At 26.4% G+C, this 24,635-nt stretch carries 15 protein-coding genes and 1 pseudogene; 8 read left to right on the plus strand and 8 right to left on the minus strand.

Translation table 11 applies throughout. The features are described 5' to 3' along the window. Position 1: 1 nt before the first annotated feature. On the minus strand, positions 2–2,449 hold the full coding sequence (gene thrA, locus ICW73_00295) for a bifunctional aspartate kinase/homoserine dehydrogenase I (protein ID QNS01917.1): 2,448 nt from the start codon (positions 2,447–2,449) through the stop codon (positions 2–4). Positions 2,450–3,107: 658 nt separating this feature from the next. Between thrA and hpt the strand changes: the two genes are divergently transcribed. Beyond that, the gene (gene hpt, locus ICW73_00300; GenBank protein QNS01918.1) at positions 3,108–3,641 is read left to right on the plus strand and encodes a hypoxanthine phosphoribosyltransferase; all 534 of its coding nucleotides are present in this window, start codon (positions 3,108–3,110) and stop codon (positions 3,639–3,641) included. A 439-nt stretch (positions 3,642–4,080) separates the two neighbouring features. On the opposite strand, the gene dksA is transcribed toward hpt, so the two are convergent. After that, a complete protein-coding gene (dksA, locus tag ICW73_00305; protein ID QNS01919.1) occupies positions 4,081–4,536 on the minus strand; it encodes an RNA polymerase-binding protein DksA in 456 nt (151 codons plus the stop codon). A 420-nt stretch (positions 4,537–4,956) separates the two neighbouring features. Between dksA and truA the strand changes: the two genes are divergently transcribed. From truA to lpdA, 7 genes and pseudogenes are all read left to right on the plus strand, one after another. Further along, entirely contained in the window at positions 4,957–5,757 is an 801-nt protein-coding gene (gene truA, locus ICW73_00310; protein ID QNS01920.1) for a tRNA pseudouridine(38-40) synthase TruA, read from the plus strand. Between the two features lie 130 nt (positions 5,758–5,887). After that, positions 5,888–8,247, plus strand: a pseudogene (gene mrcB, locus ICW73_00315) (penicillin-binding protein 1B). Positions 8,248–8,481: 234 nt separating this feature from the next. Further along, positions 8,482–11,022, plus strand: a complete 2,541-nt coding sequence (gene secA, locus ICW73_00320) for a preprotein translocase subunit SecA (protein QNS01921.1) — start codon at positions 8,482–8,484, stop codon at positions 11,020–11,022. Between the two features lie 960 nt (positions 11,023–11,982). Continuing rightward, positions 11,983–13,032 (plus strand): GMP reductase, encoded by a 1,050-nt coding sequence (locus ICW73_00325; GenBank protein QNS01922.1) that lies wholly within the window; start codon positions 11,983–11,985, stop codon positions 13,030–13,032. A gap of 206 nt (positions 13,033–13,238) precedes the next feature. After that, positions 13,239–15,902, plus strand: a complete 2,664-nt coding sequence (gene aceE / locus ICW73_00330) for a pyruvate dehydrogenase (acetyl-transferring), homodimeric type (GenBank protein QNS01923.1) — start codon at positions 13,239–13,241, stop codon at positions 15,900–15,902. Positions 15,903–15,931: 29 nt separating this feature from the next. Continuing rightward, positions 15,932–17,146, plus strand: a complete 1,215-nt coding sequence (locus ICW73_00335) for a 2-oxo acid dehydrogenase subunit E2 (GenBank protein ID QNS02082.1) — start codon at positions 15,932–15,934, stop codon at positions 17,144–17,146. 58 nt (positions 17,147–17,204) lie between these two features. Then, positions 17,205–18,623 (plus strand): dihydrolipoyl dehydrogenase, encoded by a 1,419-nt coding sequence (gene lpdA, locus ICW73_00340; GenBank protein ID QNS01924.1) that lies wholly within the window; start codon positions 17,205–17,207, stop codon positions 18,621–18,623. A gap of 211 nt (positions 18,624–18,834) precedes the next feature. Here the strand turns inward: lpdA and speD are convergent, their stop codons facing one another. From speD to ftsA, 6 genes are all read right to left on the minus strand, one after another. After that, complete coding sequence (speD, locus tag ICW73_00345; GenBank protein QNS01925.1) at positions 18,835–19,635, minus strand: adenosylmethionine decarboxylase; 801 nt, start codon at positions 19,633–19,635, stop codon at positions 18,835–18,837. 18 nt (positions 19,636–19,653) lie between these two features. Then, a complete protein-coding gene (gene speE / locus ICW73_00350) occupies positions 19,654–20,517 on the minus strand; it encodes a polyamine aminopropyltransferase (GenBank protein QNS01926.1) in 864 nt (287 codons plus the stop codon). A 266-nt stretch (positions 20,518–20,783) separates the two neighbouring features. Continuing rightward, entirely contained in the window at positions 20,784–21,482 is a 699-nt protein-coding gene (locus tag ICW73_00355) for a 5'-methylthioadenosine/adenosylhomocysteine nucleosidase (GenBank protein QNS01927.1), read from the minus strand. Between the two features lie 60 nt (positions 21,483–21,542). Continuing rightward, a complete protein-coding gene (erpA, locus tag ICW73_00360; GenBank protein QNS01928.1) occupies positions 21,543–21,887 on the minus strand; it encodes an iron-sulfur cluster insertion protein ErpA in 345 nt (114 codons plus the stop codon). Positions 21,888–22,142: 255 nt separating this feature from the next. Next, positions 22,143–23,297, minus strand: coding sequence for a cell division protein FtsZ (gene ftsZ / locus ICW73_00365; GenBank protein QNS01929.1), 1,155 nt, complete (start codon positions 23,295–23,297; stop codon positions 22,143–22,145). A 51-nt stretch (positions 23,298–23,348) separates the two neighbouring features. Continuing rightward, positions 23,349–24,605 (minus strand): cell division protein FtsA, encoded by a 1,257-nt coding sequence (ftsA, locus tag ICW73_00370; protein QNS01930.1) that lies wholly within the window; start codon positions 24,603–24,605, stop codon positions 23,349–23,351. Positions 24,606–24,635 lie beyond the last annotated feature (30 nt).

Here is a 24,635-nt window from a genome sequence, read left to right on the forward strand (position 1 = left end):
TTTATGAAAGTATGCGTAATAAGTCAGAAAACACTCCAGATGCTGTAACATTGTTTCCAGCACCGTAACCTCGTAAAATTAAAGGGATTGGTTGATAATAATTCGTATAAAATGCTAGTGCATTTTCACCATTTTTAACTTTATATAATGGGTGATTTTTACTAATTTCTTCAATTTTTACGGAACATTGTCCTGTATTTTTAATAGTTCCAACAAATCGTAAAACACTATTTTTAGCATTAGCTTTATTATTTTTTTTTAAGAATATTGGGTCTAATTCTTTAAGTTTTTCTAAAAATTCATATGGTTTTTTGTAATTTGTAAAATCTTTTGGTAATAAAGGTTCAATTTTAATATCTTGTAATTCTGTTTTATAACCTGCTTCACGAGCTAAAATAAGTAATTTTCTCGCTACGTCTGTTCCGGATAAATCATCACATGGGTTTGGTTCAGTAAATCCAAGTTTTTTTGCTTCTTTAGTTGCTTGTGATAATGAAATGCCTTCTTCTAATCTACCAAAAATAAATGATAAAGATCCAGATAATATACCTTTAAAACGAATTAAGTGATCTCCTGTATTACGCAAATTTTTTAAAGTTTCAATAGCTGGTAATCCTGCTCCAACATTAGTTTCGTATAAAAATTTTTTATTTTTTTTAAAAGCTGTTTTTCTTATTTTTTGATAGTAGTCTAATTTATTAGTATTTGCTTTTTTATTAGATGTAACTATATGAAATTCATTATTTAAAAAGTCTATGTATTGTTCTGAGATTAATTGATCAGAAGTACAGTCTACGATAACTGGATTTAAAAAAGAATGGTTTTTTATGATTTTTTTTAATACGTCTAAATTAAATATTTTTGTTGTGTTTTTAAAATCATTTTCCCAATTAGATAAGTCTATTTTTTTTTCTGGCATTAACATTTTTTTAGAATTTGCAATGACTCGGATTTGAATTTCAACATTTTTTTGTTGCAGTGATTTTTGTTGTTGTAATATTTGTTTTAACAGTGTAGTGCCGATACCACCAATACCAATTAAAAGAACATCAATAATTTTTTTGTCATTAAATAATGTGTAATGTACTTTTTGTACAGCTTGTGATATATATTTTTCTTCAACTACAATTGAGATTGAGTGTTTTGAAGATCCTTGTGCGATTGCGAGAACATTGATTTTTGCAGTACCTAAAGTAGAAAAAATTTTGGATGCGATATTATATTTTTTATTTATATTTTCGCCGATAACTGATAAGACAGATAAATTATTAGTAACGCGAAATGGATTTAATAATTTATTGTGTAATTCTAGTTGAAACTCTTGTTGTAAAGAATACAAAAATCTTTCAGATTCTTTTTCTAAAATGCAAACAGCGATTTTGTCTTCTGACGATGATTGAGTAAGTAATATTATTTTAGTGTGATTTTTATATATTATGGAAAATATGCGTGAAATTAGATTTCTGACATTTTTAATATACATTCCTGATATGTTCAACATTGCTATTTTTTTAAGGTAAGTTACGCCTTTTAAAAGAAATGTATTCGAATTATATTTTTTTTTAATCCATGTTCCGTTAGATTTAATGTTTTTTGTGTTTTTAATAATACATGGGATGTTAAATTGAGAAATTGGTTCAATTGTACGAGGATGCAATATTTTTGCGCCAAAATAAGACAGTTCCATTGCTTCTTGATATGATATTGATTTTAGAAGATGTGTATTAGGAATTTCTCTTGGGTCGCAAGTAAAAACTCCGTCAACATCGGTCCAAATTTCACAGCATTTTGCTTTTAAACAAACTGCTAATATTGCAGCAGAATAATCAGAACCATTTCGTCCTAATAATACTAATTCTTGTTTTCGATTTCCAGCAATAAAACCCGACATTAAAAGAATGTTGTCTTTTTGAAAATGAATTTTTTCAATACGTTTTTTAGATTCTAATATGTCAACGGTGGAATCTAAATATGTTCCTGAAGATGCAAAATTATATATTGGATCAATGATAGTTACTTTGTAATTTCTAGAAATTAATATATTCTTCATTATATAAACTGAGAGTATTTCACCTTTTGAAATAATTATTGCTCGAACATTTTTTGGACATGTTTTTAATAATGATATACCATGCGTTAAATTTTTTATTTGATCCAATTCTCTAATAATGTTTTTTTTAGTTATCTCGTATAAAAAATTAGACTGTACTTTGTTAAGATCGTTTATTAAATCAATAAAAATTTTTTCTAAAGTTGCAATGATTGTTAGCATGTTGTCATAATTTACAATTTCTTCACAAATGGAAACTAAATGATTAGTTACTGTAGCTGGAGCTGAAAGTACTACAGCTGTTTTTCCGCATTGGAAATTTTTTTCTATAATATCAGCTACAAATAGAAATTTTCTTGCATTAGCTAGTGACGTGCCGCCAAATTTTAATAGTTTCATGTTTGTTTTATGACTCTTTTTGATTGAATGAAAAAATATCAAATTAATAATATAATTAAGCGTATTTATAAAGTATGTATTATCTATGTTATAAATTAGATATCATAATATAGAATGGTTTTATTAATGAATAGAACATATAATTAGGTATTAATATTTTATAAGTAATTAAAAAATTGACGAGTTTAGAAGATAGTATCGTTTATTTTAATCAAATTGATTGTTTGAATTAAACTGTTTTTAGAATTTTTATTTAATCAGGATTTTTATTTTTTATGTAAAAGTAATGTTATTTTATTTTTTAAAAATATACTTCTATTGTTTTTTTAAAAACATCATTTTTAATTATTATTTAAAGCAAAATTGCAGATTTAATACATAGAAATAATAAAAAATATATTTTCTGGATATTAGATATATATGTAATACTAAAACGTTTAATACTAATTTTAGTGAGCGCAATAGTTAAAATTATTTGTTTAATTAATTTTTATAACATAATGATTGTAATTAATGCAATAATTAAAAAATAAATGTTTATTTTTAATTATATATTAAAGTTATATTTATTGAATATATTTTATCGATTTCATGAAAATTAATATATTATTTATAGTTTTAATATAATTTCATTCACATTAAAAAATCAGTTAATACTATGAAGCACACTATTAAAATTGTTATTTCTGAAAAAGCGCTTAATACGCGTGTTAAAGAATTAGGGCAAGAGATTACTGAAAAATATCGCTATAGTCGAAATAAAATAATATTAATTGCATTGTTACGTGGTTCATTTATTTTTATTGCAGATTTATGTCGAAGAATTAATATTGCGCATGAAATTGATTTTTTGACGACTTCTAGTTATGGTCAAGGAATTATATCTAGTGGAGATGTAAAAATTATAAAAGATTTAAATGAAGATATTTATAATAAAAATGTTTTAATTGTAGAAGATATAATTGATTCAGGAAACACCTTAAGTAAGATATTATCTATTTTAAAGCTTCGTCATCCAAAATCTGTGTCGATTTGTACTCTTTTAGATAAACCAGAATGTCGTGAAGTAGATATTCATATTGATTTTACAGGATTTTCTATACCAGATGAATTTATGGTTGGTTATGGGATTGATTATGCTCAATCATATCGTTATTTGCCGTATATTGGAAAAGTGATTTTTTTAAAATAAAAATTATTTTTTTATTAGACTGTACATAATTAATTTAACAAATTTTTATTATTTATGTCAATTTTTGTTGATTGAGAAATTTATATAAATCAAAGTATTAATTCCTTTATATTTTGAAAATTATAACTATAATTTAATATAACTTTTAAAAATATAGAAGATTAAAAGTCAAATCTAATTTTTTAATAAAACCAACATAAAATTTAACGTTTTATTAAATCAATGCTGTATTCTCTAAAGTCGAATTATAGAAAAATAAAATGCAGTATTTAATAATATAAAATTTGTTGATTTTGTTCATTTTGGTTTTTCATTATAAATTTAGTAATTCTTTTTAAATTAACTATTCCAAAAAAAATATAGAATATCAGAAAAGGATATTCGAAATAGTTAAATATATTAATCGAATATCCTAGAATATGTATTTTTTATGTTTATATTAACCTGTCATTTGTTTTTTTCGAATTTCTGCTAATGTTTTGCAATCAATACAGAGCTTTGCTGTTGGTCTTGCTTCTAAGCGCCGAATACCAATTTCAATACCACAAGAGTCGCAATAACCAAAATCTTTATTTTTAATTCTTAATAATGTATGTTCAATTTTCTTGATCAATTTGCGACTTCGATCTCGATTGCGCAACTCTAAACTAAATTCTTCTTCTTGTGTTGCCCGATCTATCGGGTCTGGAAAATTTGTTGCTTTTTCTTGTATATTAAAGAAAGTGTGGTTAATTTCATTTTTTAGTTGGTTTTTCCATGTTTTAAGAATTTTGTAAAAATGTGATATTTGTGCTTTGTTCATATATGTTTCATTATTTTTTTTTTTATATGGTTGTAATCCTGCAACAGAAATAACATTTAAAGATGATGTTTTTTCATTATTTTCTTGTGCCATAGTTTTCTCCATAACGGTATGTTTATTAAAAATTAACTTGTTAAATTATATTTTTAAAAAATACTGTTTCAACTTATTTTCATTTTATGCGATGAAATTTTTAATTAGATATTTTTAAGAATAGACGATAATTTATATGTTTTAAGACATATGGTTTTATGCATGTAATTAAGAATGTATGTGTAAGATAAAATATTAATTTACATCTTGTGAAATAAATCTAATTAATTTTTTAAGTGCTTATGATAAAGTGTTTAAATACTAGGTATAAAGTATTTTTTTGATTTTTATAGAACATTAAATAATATTAGTAATATTAACATAAATTATAATTAAATATATTTTTTTAAAAAATAAAGAAATTTCATTTTTTGATATAAACTTTTATTTTATAAATTTTTAAATGGGGCGATTTTTTGAATGAAAAAACATCAAATTAAAAAATTTGCTTTAGGGATAGAGTACGATGGCAGTGCATATCATGGCTGGCAACGTCAAAAAACAGTACCTAGTATACAAGAAGAAATAGAAAATGTGCTTTCTTACATTGCTAATCATAAAGTTAAAGTAACATGTGCAGGTCGAACTGATGCTGGAGTACATAGTATTGGTCAAGTAGTGCATTTTAATACGACTTCGAATCGAAATGAATCATCTTGGACTGTAGGTGTAAATAGTTATTTATCACACAACATCGCTGTTAAATGGATTAAAGAAGTACCAAAACATTTTAATGCGCGTTATAGCGCTGTTACTCGTACTTATCGTTATATAATATATAATTATAGTTTTCGTTCTTCGATTTTCTATAATAAATCAAATCATATTTATAAAAAATTAAATACAGATGATATGTTTTTCGAATCGCAATATTTATTAGGTGAACATGATTTTTCGTCATTTAGAGCTATTGGTTGTCAATCATATTCTCCTTGGAGAAAAATAACGCAATTAAATGTTTATCGTCGAAATAATTGGGTGATTATTGAGATTACAGCTAATTCATTTTTGCATCATATGGTACGAAATATTGTTGGTGTATTGATTGAAATAGGTTTGGCTAAAAGAAAAAAATACTGGATGCAGGAATTACTAAAAAAAAAGAATAGATTGTATGCTGGAATTACTGCTCCATCAAAAGGTTTATATTTATCTTTTGTAGAATATCCTGCTTATTTTAATCTACCACAAATGTCATATGTTCCTGTATTTTTATCTTAAATAACGTTTTTTAAACATTTTATAGCGTCGTTGTTGCGATATATAGTCGCACAACAATTTTAATATAGAATATTACATTGTTATTTTTTAATTTTAGAAAATATTTAGTTAAAATTAAGAGTATTTTTAAATGTACATTTTAAAAAAAAAATTAAAAATTTTAATTTTTTTATTGTTAATAATATTTGTATTATATGGTTTGTATTTATACCATAAAATACACAAGTTAATTAGTGGATCAGTATGGATTTTTCCTACTGAAATATACAGTCGTATAATCAATTTCGAACCAGGTTCTTTGTGTTCAAAAAGACAAATGTCATCGTTGTTAGCACAATCTATGTATCAAAAAGTACATCATGTTATGTTACCAGGTGAATATAGATTAAGTAAAAACAGCATAGAATTAATACGACGTGCTTTTGATTTTCCAGATTTTAACGAAGGTGAGTTTCATGTCAAGTTGTATTTTAGGAAAAAACATTTAAAAAAAATTAAAAATATTGAAAGCAATCGTAATTTTAGTTTTTTTCGATTAGATCCAAAATTAATTACAATATTAAAATCAAAAGGAAAAGAAAATCGTATATTTTTTGATCGATCAAAATATCCAGACATACTTATTAAAACATTATTAGCAATTGAAGATAAACGTTTTTATAATCATATAGGTATAAATATTTCTTCTATAGCTAGAGCGTTTTTAGCAAATATATCTTCTGGTCGAATGATACAAGGAGGAAGCACTTTAACTCAACAGTTAATAAAAAATCTTTTTTTAACTAATGATCGTTCCATATGGAGAAAAATTAATGAAATTTATATGTCATTAATTTTAGAATGTTTTTATGAAAAAGATCGCATTTTAGAGTTGTATTTAAACGCAGTTTATTTAGGTCAGGTTGGGAATCAACAAATTCGGGGATTTCCGTTAGCTAGTTTATATTATTTTGGAAGACCTATAAATGAATTAAATTTAGATCAGTATGCTTTGTTGGTAGGGATGGTAAAAGGTGCATCGATATACAATCCCTGGACGCATCCTGCATCTGCGTTGATTAGAAGAAACATCGTTTTATTATCTTTATATCATCAAAAATATATTACTAAAAATGTATATGATGATTTATCTAATAGATCTTTAAACGTTCAATCTAGAAACAGTGTGCTTGCATCCTATTCTGATTTTTTACAAAGAGTGTATTTAGAATTAAAAAAAAATGCATATTTCAATTAAACATACTGCGAATATAAAAATATTTACAACATTTGATTTAATATCACAAAACGCAATAGAACGCGCAGCAAGAATAGGAATTAAATTATTAAAAGAGAAAAAAAATTAAAAGATTTAGAGATTGCTATGATAGTAGTTAATAAACATACTGGAGAAATTCAATCTTTTATTGGTAGTTCTCGACCAAATTTTTATGGTTATAATCGTGCTTTACAGGCACGTCGTTCTATTGGTTCTTTATCAAAAATTATAACATACTTAACTATCTTATCTGAACCAAAAGAGTATCATTTTAATACCTGGGCTTCTGATTGTCCAATTTTTATTAAATTAAATAAAAACAAATATTGGATACCAAAAAATAATAATCATCATTTTATCGGAAAAGTTATGTTAATAGATGCTTTAATTAATTCTATGAACATACCAATATTAAATTTAATTTTAGACGTAAGTTTAAAAAATATAATTCAAAATCGATGTAATCTTGGCATCGAAAAAAGTAAAATTCCTTTTCTACCGTCAACATCTTTAGGTGCGATTAATTTAACTCCGATAGAAGTAGCACAAGTTTTTCAAGTAATTGCAGATAATGAAAAAAAAGCATTATTATCTTCGGTTAATGCTGTTGTGTTCAATACTGGAAAAGTATTATATTAAAACACACCGCAAGCAAAACGTATAGTTTCATCTGAGGTAAGTTATTTAATATTATATGCTATGCAGGAAGTTGTAAATCATGGTACTGCGCAGTCGTTGGGGAGCATTTTTAAAAAATTTTTTTAGCCGGTACAACCGGAAAAACTAATAATTTAATAGATAGTTGGTTTGTTAGAATTGATGGAAAAAATGTAATGATTATTTGGATTGGAAGAGATAGCAATAAATCTATTAAGTTATATGGTTCTTCTGGCGCAATGCAAATTTATAAAAAATATCTTGAGTATTATAGTACAACGCCATTAGAATTAAAAGCGCCTAGACATATTAAAATTTTTTATGTTGATAAATTCGGAAAATTGTTTTGTACAAGTAATGTTCAAAATAGTCTAGAATTGCCAATATGGTTTGTAAAAAATTATAACTTTTGTAAACATCAAATTTTATTGTCATCTCATTTAGCGAGAATAAATAAGAATAAGAACATTTTTTTGGTTAAAAAATTTTTTAAAACAAAGGGAATTATTGTAAGAATTTATTTATCGTGTATTCAAAATAAAAAATATGTTTTAATTATATGCATTCTTATATAATATTTTTTTTGAAAAAAGATATTTTAAATAGGATTAATTTTATTTGAATATAAGTTTTTTGGGTTTTTTAATAGTATATACATAATATAAAATTGTTATACTAATAAATATTTTTACATATTTTTTATAAAATTGATTGAAAATAAAAAATATACTAGTGAAATTTATATCATTTAATTAGTAATATATTTTTTATATCATTAAAATTAAAATTTTGAATATGAGAATTATAATATGCTGAGGAAATGGTTTACGAAGATATTTGGCAATCGTAATGATCGAATTTTAAAAAAGTTAAAAAAAATAGTGTTATCTATTAATCAATTAGAAAAAAAATTTTCAAAATTATCAGATAAAAAATTAAAAGAAAATACAAAATGGTTTCGTAGTCGTTTAGATAATGGTGAAACTTTAAATGATTTATTACCTGAAGCGTTTGCAACAGTTAGAGAAGCAAGTAAGCGTGTTTTTTCAATGCGGCATTTTGATGTACAAATACTTGGCGGAATAGTATTAAATGAAAGATGTATAGCAGAGATGCGTACTGGAGAAGGAAAAACTTTAACTTCGACATTACCAGCATATTTAAATGCATTAGATGGAAATGGTGTTCATATAGTCACGATGAATGATTATTTAGCGCATCGAGATGCTGAAAAAAATACTGTATTATTTAACTTTCTTGGTTTAAAGGTTGGCTTAAATTTATCTGGTATGTCATTTTCCGATAAAAAAGATGCGTATTTGTCAGATATAACTTATGGAACAAATAATGAGTATGGATTCGATTATTTACGTGACAACATGGTGTTTTCTGCAACGGAAAGAGTACAGAGAAAGTTAAATTATGCATTGGTAGACGAAGTAGATTCAATTTTAATAGACGAAGCACGAACACCTTTGATTATTTCTGGTCCAGCAGAAGGTAATTCTACTTTGTATCAGGAAATTGATAGAATTACTCCTTATTTAATTGCGCAAGAAAAAGATGATTCGGACATGTTTCATGGTAAGGGGGATTTTTTTGTTGATGAAAAGTTAAAACAAGTATATTTAACAGAAAGAGGATTGATTAAAATTGAGAAAATATTATTTCAAAAAAAGTTAATTAAAACTGATGAATCGTTGTACTCTTCTAATAATATAATATTAATGCATCATGTTATATCTGCATTACGCGCGCATAATTTATTTATTCGTGATGTCGATTATTTAGTTAAAGATAATGAAATAATTATTGTAGATGAGCATACAGGTCGAACTATGCCTGGTCGAAGATGGTCAGATGGATTGCATCAAGCAATCGAAGCAAAAGAACATGTTTTTATAAAAGATGAAAATCGAACATTAGCATCTATTACGTTTCAAAATTATTTTCGGTTGTATAAAAAAATTGCGGGTATGACTGGAACAGCTGCTACTGAAGCATTTGAATTTAGTTCTATTTATAATCTTGATACAATAGTCATACCAACAAATAAACCAATGATTCGAGAAGACATGCCAGATTTAGTATATATTACTGAACAGGAAAAAATGCATGCTATCATAGAAGACATAAAAAAATGTATAACATTAAAAAAACCGGTTTTAGTCGGAACAGTTTCAATTGAAAAATCAGAAATGATTTCTCAAAAATTAATTAAGTTAAAAATTAAACATAATGTTTTAAATGCTAAGTTTCATGCTAAAGAAGCTGAGATTATAGCACAAGCTGGCAAACCTCAAGCAGTTACAATTGCAACTAATATGGCCGGTCGCGGAACAGATATAGTACTTGGTGGAAATTTAGAGGTTGAATTAAATAAGAATTTGGGACTTGATTCGAATAAATTAAAAAAAATTACACAAAAGTGGAAAAAAGAACATGATGCTGTTTTATTGTCTGGCGGTTTGCATATAATCGGTACAGAACGTCATGAGGCACGTCGTATTGATAATCAATTACGGGGTCGATCTGGTCGTCAGGGCGATCGCGGCTCTTCACGTTTTTATATTTCTATGGAAGATGGATTAATGCGTATTTTTGCTTCTGATAAAATTGTTAATATAATGAAGAAAATTGGTGTGTCATTAAATGAAGCTATTGAACATCCATGGATTACGAAAGCCATAGAAAACGCTCAAAAAAAAGTAGAAAATCGTAATTTTGATATTCGCAAGCAATTATTGGAATACGATGACGTTATTAATGAACAACGTCATGCCATTTATACTCAACGGAATAAATTAATTGATTCGAATCATGTTCAAGAAATCGTTTATAAAACGTTTCGAGACGTTTTTAAAAAAATTATTTCTACATATATATTTCATGATACTGATATTAACGATAAAAATCTTATTGATTTAGAGAATAAATTAAATATCGATTTTTTTTTAAACATATCTATTATCGGTTTTTGTAAAATTCGATCTAATCTTAAAAAAGATAAGATAACTGATCAAGTAATTAATACTGTAATGCAAAAATATAAGATACAAGAAGATTTAATAGGTGAAAAAAATATACGTGTAATAGAAAAGTATATAATACTACAAACATTAGATTCTTTTTGGGTTGATCATTTATCTGCAGTAGATTATTTACGACAAGGAATTCATCTACGTGGATATGCGCAAAAAGATCCAAAACAAGAATATACACGAGAATCTTTTGAGATGTTTTCAAACATGTTAGAATCATTTAAATATGAAATTGTTCTCATATTAAGTAAAATTAATTTATCTTATGTAAAAAAATACATTAATTTACATAAAAATTTATTTTTATAATTACACAATTTTTATTTTAGTCAAAATAATATTTTTTACATGTGGTTCAAAAAAAATGCAAATATTGTCTGGTTTTTTTAAGTATACATATTTAGAATAATTTTATATGTATTTAAAATCTTTAATATCTTATATATTTCTAGAATACCAAAATTCAAAAATTACATTTTTGTACATCATATGATTTATTAATACTTGATATAAATAAAAATTTTTTTATTTAAACGTTAATTAGTTATTAATCGTTTTGTATAGATTTTCTATTATTAAATTTTAGATTTATATATATTTTAAAGATGACAATATTTTAATATTTTTATGAAATAATACTTTTTATTTTAAAAAATATTTAAACAAATTATAAAGTATTATTTACTTAATTTATAAAAAATTATGTTGTTATTTAGTATATGTTATTTTTTGATCGATAATAACATTATCTAGCATTATAATACTTTTTTAATAATTTTAAATATAATGATTTTAGCATTGTTTAAAATTGTGTTATTTTTCAAATTATACGTTGTATTTAAATATTTGCAATTTATGTTTATTAAAAATGTGATTATTTAATTTTTTAACAAATTATTGTATTTGTTTGTATGTGTTAATTAATTTAGTATTTTATTAAGTTTTATTGATGTATTTTTAAATATAATAAGTTTTAATTATAGTTAATATTTTTTTAATAAAACATAAGCAATTTGAATATAATATTTTTTAATAGAATATATATTACTAGATTGATTTTTTTAATTTTTTTAGTAATTATAAGCGGTATTTTTTTGAATGTCTATATTTTCAGTAAATGTTATAATATGAATTATAATTTTTCTTAAAATACATACATTTTTATTATTTTAAAATTTAAATATTGTCATATAATTTATCTATTAAAAAATATTAAATATGTTATTTAAAAAAGTTATTTATGATGTTTTATAATAGGATTTTGATTTTATGCGTATTGAAGAGGATATTAAATTAGGTTTTAAGGATGTGTTAATTCGCCCAAAACGTTCTACATTAAAAAGTCGTGCACAAGTAGACTTAATTCGTTGTTTTTCTTTTAAACATTCAAAAAAAACATGGTCTGGAATTCCAATTATTGCTTCAAATATGGATACTATTGGTACTTTTGAAATGGTTAATGTTTTATCTGAATTTAACATATTGACTGCAATTCACAAATATTACTCTTTACAAGATTGGAAAAACTTTGTTGATTCGTCATCTACAAATATTTTGAATCATGTCATTGTATCCATTGGCACTTCTGATCAAGATTTTTTAAAAATTAGGAATATTTTTTTGTTATCTTCTGATCTAAAATATATTTGTATTGATGTCGCAAACGGTTATTCTGAGCATTTTGTATCTTTTTTAAAATCTATTAGAGATTATTTTTCAGATAAAATTATTTGTGCAGGTAATGTATCTACTGGTGAGATGGTTGAAGAATTAATACTTTCTGGAGCTGATGTGGTTAAAGTAGGAATTGGTCCCGGTTCGGTATGTACGACGCGAGTAAAAACGGGTGTTGGTTATCCGCAGTTATCAGCGATTATAGAATGTGCTGATGCTGCACATGGATTGGGTGGGCATATTATTAGTGATGGAGGATGTACAGTTTCTGGTGATATAGCGAAAGCTTTTGGAGGTGGATCAGATTTTGTGATGTTAGGCGGCATGCTTGCAGGCCACAATGAATGTTCTGGAAAGATAATAGAAGAACAATCAAAAAAATTTATGTTGTTTTATGGAATGAGTTCTACATCCGCAATGACACGTTATGTAGGAAAAGTTGCTGGTTATCGTGCTTCGGAAGGTAAAATGGTTAAGGTGCCTTTTCGTGGTCATGTTAACATTACTATACGTGATATTTTAGGAGGTTTGCGTTCATCTTGTACTTATGTTGGTGCAGAAAAGTTAAAAGAATTAACAAAAAGAACAACATTTATAAGAGTAACTGAACAAGAGAATCGTATATTTAACATGGTTAAATCATAAAACATATTTTTATAATTATTTTTATGGAGAAAATATTAATAACATTATATGTTTTTATATGTTTCATTTTTATTGGTTTTGTAATTTTTATAGATAGTTAATTTTATTTTCGAAAAGTACTACAATAATCTTGTTATATAAAAGTAAAATTAACATTTTTATATTAATTTAGTTTTTACAAATATAATTTATAAGGAATTTATACCATGTCAGAACGTTTATACAATGACGTGGATCCAGTTGAAACAAGCGATTGGATACAAGCGATTGATGCAGTGATCTGTAAAGACGGTTTTGAAAGAGCTCAGTTTTTAATAAAACAAGTTTTAAAGCGTTCAAAAATAAATCAAATAGAGTTTTTTCAACATTTTTTTTCAAGTGATTATATCAATACTATTTGCAAGAAAGATGAAGTTAAATATCCTGGTGATCTAAGTTTAGAGAAAAAAATTCGTGCAGCAATTCGTTGGAATGCTATCATGATTGTTTTGAGAGCTTCTCAAAAAAATTTAGAATTAGGTGGACATTTATCATCTTTTCAATCGTCTGCTACAATATATGAAGTTTGTTTTAATCATTTTTTTCATGCTAAAAATAGCAAACATGGTGGTGATTTAGTTTACTTTCAGGGTCATATTTCTCCTGGAATTTATGCACGATCTTTTCTAGAGGGACGTTTATCTGAACAACAAATCAATAATTTTAGACAAGAAGTTGATGGAAAAGGTGTGTCATCTTATCCTCATCCTAAATTAATGCCAAATTTTTGGCAATTTCCAACTGTATCTATGGGATTAGGCCCTCCCTGTGCTATTTACCAGGCAAAATTTTTAAAATATTTGTATAACAGAGGATTGAAGGATACTTCAGAACAAACAGTATATGCTTTTTTAGGTGATGGCGAAATGGATGAACCAGAATCAAAAGGCATGATTTCTATTGCTGTGCGTGAAAAGTTAGACAATTTGATATTTATTATAAATTGTAATTTACAAAGACTTGATGGTCCTGTAATTGGAAATGGAAAAATTGTAAACGAGCTAGAAAGTTTTTTCTACGGAGCAGGTTGGCAGGTCATAAAATTAATCTGGGGGAGTAAATGGGATCATTTATTTAAAAAAGACACTACTGGGAAATTGATTCAATTAATGAATGAAACAGTTGATGGTGATTATCAGACTTTTAAATCGAAAGATGGAGCATATGTACGTAAATATTTTTTTGGAAAATATCAGGAAACATTGGAATTGGTAAAAAATATGACTGATGAAGAAATATGGCAGTTAAACAGAGGAGGTCATGATCCTAAAAAAATATTTAATGCTTTAAAAAAAGCAAAGGAAACAAAAAATAAACCAACAGTTATTTTAGCGCATACCGTTAAAGGATATGGTCTTGGGGTTATTGCAGAAGGGAAAAATATTGCACATCAAATTAAAAAAATTGATATTTCAGGAATCATGCATATTAGAAATCGTTTTAAAGTACCAGTGTTGGATAGTGATATAAGAAAATTGCCTTATGTTACATTTTCAAAGAATTCTCCAGAATATTTTTATTTGCATCAGCAAAGAAAAAAATTAGGTGGATATATTCCATTTCGTTTATCAAAGTTTACAAAGAATTTAAATTTACCAGATTTGATAGCATTTCAAACATTATTAGTAGAGCAACATAAAAAAATTTCAACTACTGTAGCTTTTATACGTATTTTAAATATTCTTTTAAGAGATAATTGTATTCGTGATTTAATAGTTCCAATTATCGCTGATGAAGCACGTACATTTGGAATGGAAGGTCTGTTTAGAAAAATTGGTATTTATAATCCTAATGGTCAAAAATATACTCCCCAAGATCGGGAACAGTTAACTTATTACAAAGAAGACAAAAAAGGGCAAATATTGCAAGAAGGAATTAATGAATTGGGAGCTGCTTCATCGTGGTTAGCAGCAGCTACTTCGTACAGTACGAATGATTTTCCTATGATTCCGTTTTATATTTTTTATTCAATATTTGGATTTCAAAGGATTGGAGATTTATTTTGGGCAGCTGGCGACCAGCAAGCAAGAGGTTTTTTGATTGGTGGCACTTCTGGTAGAACAACTTTAAATGGTGAAGGATTGCAACATGAAGATGGACATAGTCATATACAATCTTTAACCGTCCCCAATTGTGTATCTTATGATCCAACTTTTTCGTATGAATTAGCTGTTATTATACACAATGGATTAAAACGTATGTATGGTGCTGATCAAGAAAATATATATTATTATATTACAACAATTAATGAATGTTATTATATGCCTGCTATGCCAAAAGGTGTAGAAACAGGTATTTGTCGAGGTATTTATAAGTTTAAAACGCTCAATGGTGGTTTAAACAAAGTGCAATTAATGGGATCTGGTGCTATTTTTCGTTCTGTTTGTGATGCTGCAGAAATTTTATTAAAAGATTATCATATTACCAGTGATATATATAGTGTTACATCGTTTACAGAATTAGCGAGAAATGGTGAAGAATGTGCAAGATGGAACATGTTACATCCTAAAAAAAAGATAAAAATAGCATATATTAAAAAAATTATGAATAAATCTCCAGCAATTGCTGCTACTGATTACATGAAATTATTTGCAGAGCAAATTCGACATTATATTCCTGCAGAGAAATATTATGTTTTAGGTACAGATGGCTTTGGGCGTTCAGATAGTCGCGATAGGTTACGTAATCATTTTGAGGTTAGTGCTGTTTATATAGTTGTAGCTGCTTTAAATTTGTTATCTGAATTGAATTATATTGATAAAAAAACAGTAGAAGATGCGATTATTAAATTTCATATCAATGCAGATAAAATTCATCCGCGCTTAGCATAAAAGGTAAAAAAGTGGATATTGAAATTAAAATGCCTGACATTGGTGTAGATACTGTAGAAGTAGTAGAAGTGTTAGTTAAAGTTAATGAAAAAATAAAAGTTGAACAAGGGATAGTAGTCGTTGAAGGCGATAAATCTTCTATCGAAATTCCATCACCTAAAGAAGGTATAGTTAAGAATATTTATGTGAGTATCGGTGATAAAGTCAATAGCTTTGATGTTATTATGACAATTGAACTCAGTGAAATAAAAATAATGGATGAATCAAAAAAAAACATTGATCTTATGCAAAATAATGTTCAAATTTTTGATAAAAATAACCGTTCTGTGATTGAAGGAAATAGAAACAGAGAGAATATTGTATACGCTACTCCTGTAGTAAGACGTTTAGCTCGATTATTAAATGTTAATTTGCATCAAGTCATTGGAACAGGTCGAAAACGTAGAATTTTAAAACAAGATGTAGAGTTATATAAAAATAATGTTGAAATTAATGATTTAAAAAGTGTGAAAAAAACTAATTTTGATTCTTTAAATAATTCAAATAAACATGAAATTGAACTTAATTTGAATCAAAAATTAATTGGTAATAATTTACATAAAAATTGGATGAATATACCGCATGTAACACATTTTGATGAAGTAGATATTACCGTATTAGAACAATTTCGGAAAAGTTATAATAATTCTCATCAAAATCCAGATCATAAAAATGGAAATATTACAATATTGATTTTTATACTAAAAGTCATTTCACATGCATTGAAAAAATTTCCAATATTTAATAGCTCCTTAAGTAAAGATAACAAAAGAATTATTTTTAATCAATATACTAATATTGGTGTTGCTATGGATATTAACGGTAGTTTGATCGTTCCTGTTTTAAAAAATGTTAATAAAAAAAGTATTAAACAGTTATCCTCTGAATTGATATCTATATCAAAAAAAGCTCGTGAAAATAAATTAGAATTTTTAGATTATCAAAATGGTTGTTTTACTGTATCTAATTTAGGAGGAATTGGAAATGGTTGGTTTTCTCCGATTATTAATGCACCAGAAGTTGCAATACTTGGTGTTGCACGATCACAAATTAAACCATTTTGGAATGGCGAATGCTTTGTTCCTGTTTTGATGTTACCGTTATCTTTATCATATGATCATCGTGTAATTAATGGTGCAGATGCAATGCGTTTTATAATGTTTATAAAAAAACTTTTATCTGATATGAGTTTCTTAATGATGTAAGTTTTTGATATAAATGAGTTAGTATGTAATTTATAACAACCAATTAAAGAGGTTTTTGATGAATCAAAAAATTCATGCGCAAGTAGTAGTTATTGGATCTGGTCCCTCCGGTTATTCTGCAGCATTTCGTTGCTCTGATTTGGGTTTAGAAACTGTTTTAATAGAATGTGACAATAAATTAGGTGGCGTGTGTTTGAATTCAGGGTGTATTCCTTCAAAATCGTTATTACATATTTCTAAAATAATTAAAGAAGCAAAAGAATTATCACAGATAGGTGTATCTTTTTCAACTCCAATAATAAATTTTGAAAAAGTTGTTTCTTGGAAGAAAAATATTATTGAAAAGTTTAATAGCGGCTTGTCTGATATGAGAAAAAAGAGGAAAATTAAATTAATTAAAGGTTATGCGAAATTTGATACTAAAAATAGTGTTGTAATTGAGAATATAGACGCTCGTATTACTCTTATGTTTGAAAACGCAATTATTGCAACAGGGTCTAAATCAATCCATATTCCCTCATTACCTAATGATAAAAAGATCTGGAATTCAACTGATGCTTTATTACTAAAGAAGATACCTGAACGTTTTTTAATTATTGGAGGCGGTGTTATTGGTTTAGAAATGGCAACAATATACAGTTCTTTAGGTTCAAAAATTGATATTGTTGATCGATTTAAAAATTTTTTTCCTTCATTAGATAAACGTATTTCTGATGCGTATTTAAGTTCTATAGGAGATAGATTTAATTTAAGATTGAATACGCATATTGATTCTTTTAAAGTATCTGATGATCATTGTTCCGTCATATTAGTACAAGATGGTGTTAAACAAAATGAAATTAATTATGATGCAGTATTAGTAGCAATAGGCAGATCGCCGAATACTGATTCGATAGGATTAAATGAAATTGGCTTAGAAGTAAATAACACTGGATTTATTTCAGTAGATAAACAATTAAGAACAAATATATCTAATATTTATGCTATTGGTGATGTGACTGGTTTTCCAATGTTAGCGCATAAAGGAATGCATCAGGGTCACATTGCTGCAGAAGTAATTTCTGGTCGTAATCATTATTTTGAACCAAAAGTAATTCCGTCAATTGCATATACGGAACCAGAAATTGCTTGGGTTGGTGTCAGCGAAAATGAAGCAAAGAAGAAAAATATAAATTTTGAAATTTGTGATTTTCCGTGGAATGCATCTGCAAGAGCTATTATATCAAATTCTAGTTTTGGCGTAACCAGATTAATTTTTGATAAAAATAGTAATAAAATTATTGGTGGTGCTATAGTAGGGACAAATGCTGGAGAGTTGATTTCTGAGATTGCGTTAGCAATTGAAATGGGTTGTGATGCAGAAGATATAGCGTTAACAATTCATCCTCATCCTACTTTAAGTGAATCAATTTGCTTATCTTCAGAAATTTTTCAAGGAACTATTACAGATTTGTTTAATTTAAAATGTAAAAAATAAATAACGATACACGTTTTTTTAAACATAAAAGATTATAGATATTAAAATTCTATAATCTTTTATGTTTAAAAAAACGTGTATCGTTATTTATTTTTTACATTTTTAAATAGATTATAAGTTACTGTGATTTAAGCAAACATCATGTTTTAAATATAAATTGTCGGGCATATTCAGATAATTTAATACATAGATTTTATTATTAAATAGAATCTTATATATAAATATTTTTTCCGTAATAAATTTCTTTCATTTCTTTCCATAGTAAATTTACTATATAAGTATGCTCTTCCCTTTTTAAATCTTTTAAACAAATGTTAAATAAATAGTTTTTTAGGTTAAAATCTTTTAACATCATTCTAGTATGAAAAATATTTTCTTGATTTATATTCATATCTATCATTTTATACATTGATTTTATATCATTTGACATAAAATCTTGAATTGAATTGATTTTATGATCAATAAAATGTTTGATTCCATAAATGTCTCTTGTAAAGCCTCTAACGCGATATTCAATTGTTACAATGTCAGATTCTAATTGATGTATAAGGTAGTTTAATGCGTTTAAAGGAGATATAATTCCGCATGTTGAAACTTCGATGTCGGCGCGGAAAGTACAGATACCACTTTGTGGATGGCTTTCTGGATATGTATGCACACAAATATGACTTTTATCTAAATGTGCTAATACAGAAGAAGAAACAACGTTGTGGTTTTTGGTCATGTTCATTTTATTCAAATGCATTGGTTCTTCACATACTAAAATAGTTACACTAGCACCTTGTGGTTCATAGTCTTGATAAAATACGTTTAAAATATTAGCACCAATAATTGAACAGGTTTGCTGTAAAATTTTTGTTAATCGAATCGCATTATATTGTTCATCAATATAAGTGATGTAACTATTTTGGGAATCATCAGTATTTGCATAGCAAATATCATAGATACAAAAACTTAGGCTTTTAGTTAAATTGTTAAAGCCATATAATTTTAGTTTTTGCAATTTAATCATTCTCCTGAAAACAGATATTTAACTTTTTTCTAACATATTAAGAATATATTGAGGTAAAAAAAAGCTTCCTATATGAATTTTAGCATTGTAGTAATTAAAGGACAATTTTGTACTTTTTATCCGTAACTGTAAATCGTTGATGTTTATATTTTTAAAAAAACCTGCATTATTAGTAGCGTATGCAAATGTCATAATTCCACCATAATACGTAGGTATTGAGGCTTGGTAAAAATTTGTATTACAAAAAAATTTTTTTAATTTTTTATGGGTAAGTAGTAGTGTTTTTTTTTGAAAAAAAGGCACTCCATTTTGTGAAACGAAAATACCGTCTTTATCAAGACGAATTTTGCAAGTAGAATAAAATTCTGATGAAAATAAATTTTTTCCATGGTTAATAGGATCAGTAGAATCAGATATTATAAGATCGAATTTTGTTTTTGTTTTTTTAATAAAACTTAAACCATCATCAATAACTAACGTTAATCGAGAATCTTGATATGCACGACAATTATGTTTTGGAAAATATTTTTTACATAAATTAATGATATCAATATCTATTTCTACCATAGTAATATGTTTAATATTTTTATGTCGGCATATTTCGCGTAATATTCCACCATCACCTCCTCCAATAATTAATACATTTTTAATATTACCGTGAGTGAACATTGGAACATGTGTTAACATTTCATGGTATATAAATTCATCTTTTTCCGTGGTCTGTATAATTCCATCTATTGCCATGACATAACCAAGAATAGAATTTTTAAAAATGACTATTTCTTGGTATTGATTTTTTTTTTTGTATAATAATTTATCAATTAGAAAATATTGACCAGCATGTAAATAAAGTTTTTCGTGCCATGTTTGTTTTTGTGTCATGGTTATTTTTCATCCTATAAAAAAATAGTATTATAAGTTATTATAAGATTTTTTTAATAACTATTTATATAGAAAAAATAGAGTTTATGTTTTTAGAATTTTCAACAGAAGAATAGCAATTTTTATAGAAATAAATATCATTAAAAATAATAAAAACATCATATTTTTAGTTGTATTAGATAAAAATATGACGATATATTACAAAAAATTTTTAATTAAGATTATCAAATATTTTAAAAATATTATTTTATTGCATGTATATTCAGTTATATTTTAATTATATTTTTTAATATTAATTGAACGAAGTTAAATAATTGCAATGATACTACAAAAATGTTTTTTTTGAACTTTATAGTAGCATTTTGATCAGCTGAATCAGAAATAGATTTTATAATGATAGCAGGAATATTAAATTGATAACAAGTTTGAGCGATTGCTGTTGCTTCCATATCAACTGCAATTGCAGAAGAAAAATGATATTGTATGTTGTTTATCATATTCCTTTCTCGAATAAATGTATCACCAGTTACTAACAATCCAGTTAAAAAAGTAAATTTAAAATTTTTAGAAAGATTATTTATAAAGTTAAACAATTTTTTGTTTATCAAAAATTTTTTTGGAAAATATGGTATTTGACCAAAAGAATAACCAAAATTGCTTAAATTAACGTCATAATAACAAAGTGCTTTAGGTACTATTACGTCACCAATTTTTAAAGATGTATCTAAAGCTCCAGCAGATCCAACATTAATTATAATATCAGGTTTATATAGGTTAATTAGCACTGTAGTTGCAATACTAGAAGACACCTTTCCTATGCCAGATTTAATTAAGAATATGTTATTTTTTTTATAATATCCTATAAATATTTTATAGTTTCCTATATTTTGTTCTCGGCGTTTTTGTATAATATTTTGAATAAGTTGAATTTCTTTTTTTAGAGCACCTATAATTCCAATTTTCATGTTATGTGTAATGTGTTTATATAAAAATTTTATATTTATTAATTAATAAAAATTTATTGTTTAAACGCTGAAAGATGATCCACAACCACACGTATTTTTTGCATTGGGGTTAAAAACAATAAATTTCGATCCTTCTAAGTTTTCTAAATAATCTATTTTTCCACCATACAGATATTGCAAACTAATGGGATCTACTACTAAGACAATATTTGATTGAGTAATTATAATGTCATCTTGATGCGTATTTTCATCAAAAATAAACTGATATTGAAATCCACTACATCCACCACCATTGATATATATTCTGAATTTTAGATTTTTATTTTTTTGTTTTTTAAGTAAATTTCTTATTCTGTTAGTCGCAGTATCGGTAATATCAAGATATTTTTTAGACGTTTTTTCCATATTGTTATAAAGTATTGATTAAAAGAAGTATTTCATTTTATCATAAATAAATATTTTTTTTATACTATTATCATAGAGAATGAAAATTTTATATATTACATGATTAAGTGTTAACTTACGCGCTAATAAAAATATGTTTTTTATTAGCGCAGGTTTTTTATGTTAAAATAACGATCTGATTAAATAAAATATAATTTTTAAAAAGTTATATTTTTTATTTTGAGATTATTTTTTTAAGTATATGTTGAAAATACTTTAATCAGATTTTTTACGGAGAAAAGAAGGAATGTCTAAATATTCTGGTGTTTTTTTTATTTTATTTTTTTGTTCTGTTATTTCTGTTTTTATAATGTTTTTATCGTTTTTTTTGGTTGGTATGTTTAAATATTGATAGCGATAATCCATTAATAGTTCTCTAGAAGATTTATTTTTTGTTTGTTTAATATCTTGATTTTTTTCCATACCAATCCCAGTAGCAACAACTGTTACACGAAGGGTATCATTCATATCAGGATCTAAAGATGTTCCTATAACTACTGTAGCATTATCTGAAGCGAAAGATCGTATAGTATTACCTACTGTTTCAAATTCATCTAGTTTTAAATCGAAACCAGCCGTAATATTTACTAAAACGCCTCTTGCTCCTGATAAATCAATATCTTCTAACAAGGGACTGGATATTGCAATTTCTGCAGATTCCTCTGCACGATTTTCTCCTGAGGCAAGACCTGTTCCCATCATAGCGTAACCCATTTCTAACATAACAGTTCGAACATCTGCAAAATCAACGTTCATTAATCCAGGCCTGGTGATCAATTCTGCGATGCCCTGAACTGCACCTTTTAAAATGTTATTAGCAGCACTAAAAGCATCAAGCAATGAGATTCCTCTACTTAAAACTTTTAATAATTTGTCATTAGGTATTGTAATCAAAGAGTCGACGTATTTAGATAACTCTGTTACTCCCTGATCTGCAGCTAACATTCTTTTTTTTCCTTCAAAATTGAACGGCTTAGTAACCACAGCTACAGTTAAAATACCTAGTTCTTTTGCAATTTCTGCGACTATAGGTGCAGCTCCAGTTCCTGTCCCTCCTCCCATTCCAGCTGCGATAAAAACCATATCAGCTCCATTTAATGCAGATTTTAAAAGATCTTTATCTTCCTCAGCTGCAGTTCTTCCAATTTCAGGATTTGCACCCGCTCCTAAACCTTTAGTAATATTATTTCCTATTTGTATAGTTTGTCCAACTTCTATTCTTTTTAATGCTTGTGCATCGGTATTTATAGCAAAAAAATCCACTCCTTCAATATGTTCACGGATCATATGTTCAACTGCATTTCCGCCTCCTCCGCCCACTCCAATTACTTTAATTACTGCATTGTTACTCAATTCAACAGGTTCAAACATAATTTCATTCCATATTTGTTTATTTTTATTTTAGAAGTTAAAATGCATATTTTAAAACTCTTTTTTAAACCAATTATGAATATATCTAATCCAATCTTTAAAAAAAGAATCTTTACCTTTTTCATTTTTAATATTTTTATAGTAATCTTTTCTGTAATGTAATAAACCAATTACTGTTGAATATGGCGTTTCAATTATATTTTCTGTTAAACCTGAAATATTTAATGGTTTAGCAATACGAACTGGTCTATGAAAAATTTTTTCTGCACATTCTGCTAAACAGGTGATTTTTGCACCTCCGCCGGTTATAACTATTCCTCTAGCTAACTGGCATTTTTTTCCTTCTAAATGTAGTTTTTTTTGTATATAGAGAATTCTGTCTTTAATTAAAAACATTAATTCAATATATCTTGCAGCAATTACTTCTATTAATGCATCTTGCTTAAAGATATTTTTTAGATGGTCATCCATATCAGAAAAATCAACATTTTTTTCTGTTCCTAAAGGCGGAATGGTTACAGCTCCATATTTTATTTTTATTTTTTCGGCGTTATGAAAAGATGTACTAAAAGCATATGAAATATCATTAGTTACAGCATTACCTGCGTATGGAATTACTTGACTATCTTGTATAGATCCATCGATGTAAGTAGTAAAATCAACAGTACCCCCGCCTATGTCAATCATGCATACACCTAGATTGCATTCATCTTCAGTTAAAACTGCTTTACTGGACGCAAGTCCAGAAAAAATTACTTGATCCACTTTGACATGACATTTTTCTACTGCTTTAATCATATTTTTAGTAATGTTTTTATTACAAGTGATAAGATGAACTTTTACTTGCATACGTATTCCAGATAATCCTATTGGATTTTTTATACCAGATTGTTGATCAATAGAATAATCTTTTGGTATTACATGTAATATATGGTGTTCATGAGGTAATTTTACTGATTTCGCTGTATGAATAACATTGTCTAAATCATATGCAGTTACTTCTTCTTTTAATATTGGTACCATTCCTATTTCATTTTGACAGTTAACATGTTGATTTGAAACTGATAAACATAAAGAAGAAATTTGACAGTTAGATGTGATTTCTGCTTTTTTAATAGATTTTTGAACACATTGTACTATTTCATCTAAATTGTTAATGCAACCTTTTTCTATTCCTTTTGAAGAGCATACTCCAATTCCAATGACTTTAATTGTGTCATTTATCAATATTTCTCCTACTAAAGTAATTACCTTAGTAGTTCCAATTTCTAAACCTACTATTAACTTTTTTTCTATTGATTTAATCATGGTTCTTTTGATCCGTACTATATTTTCATT

The sequence above is a fragment of the Buchnera aphidicola (Pentalonia nigronervosa) genome (assembly GCA_014622685.1).
Lineage (GTDB): Bacteria > Pseudomonadota > Gammaproteobacteria > Enterobacterales > Enterobacteriaceae > Buchnera > Buchnera aphidicola_BD.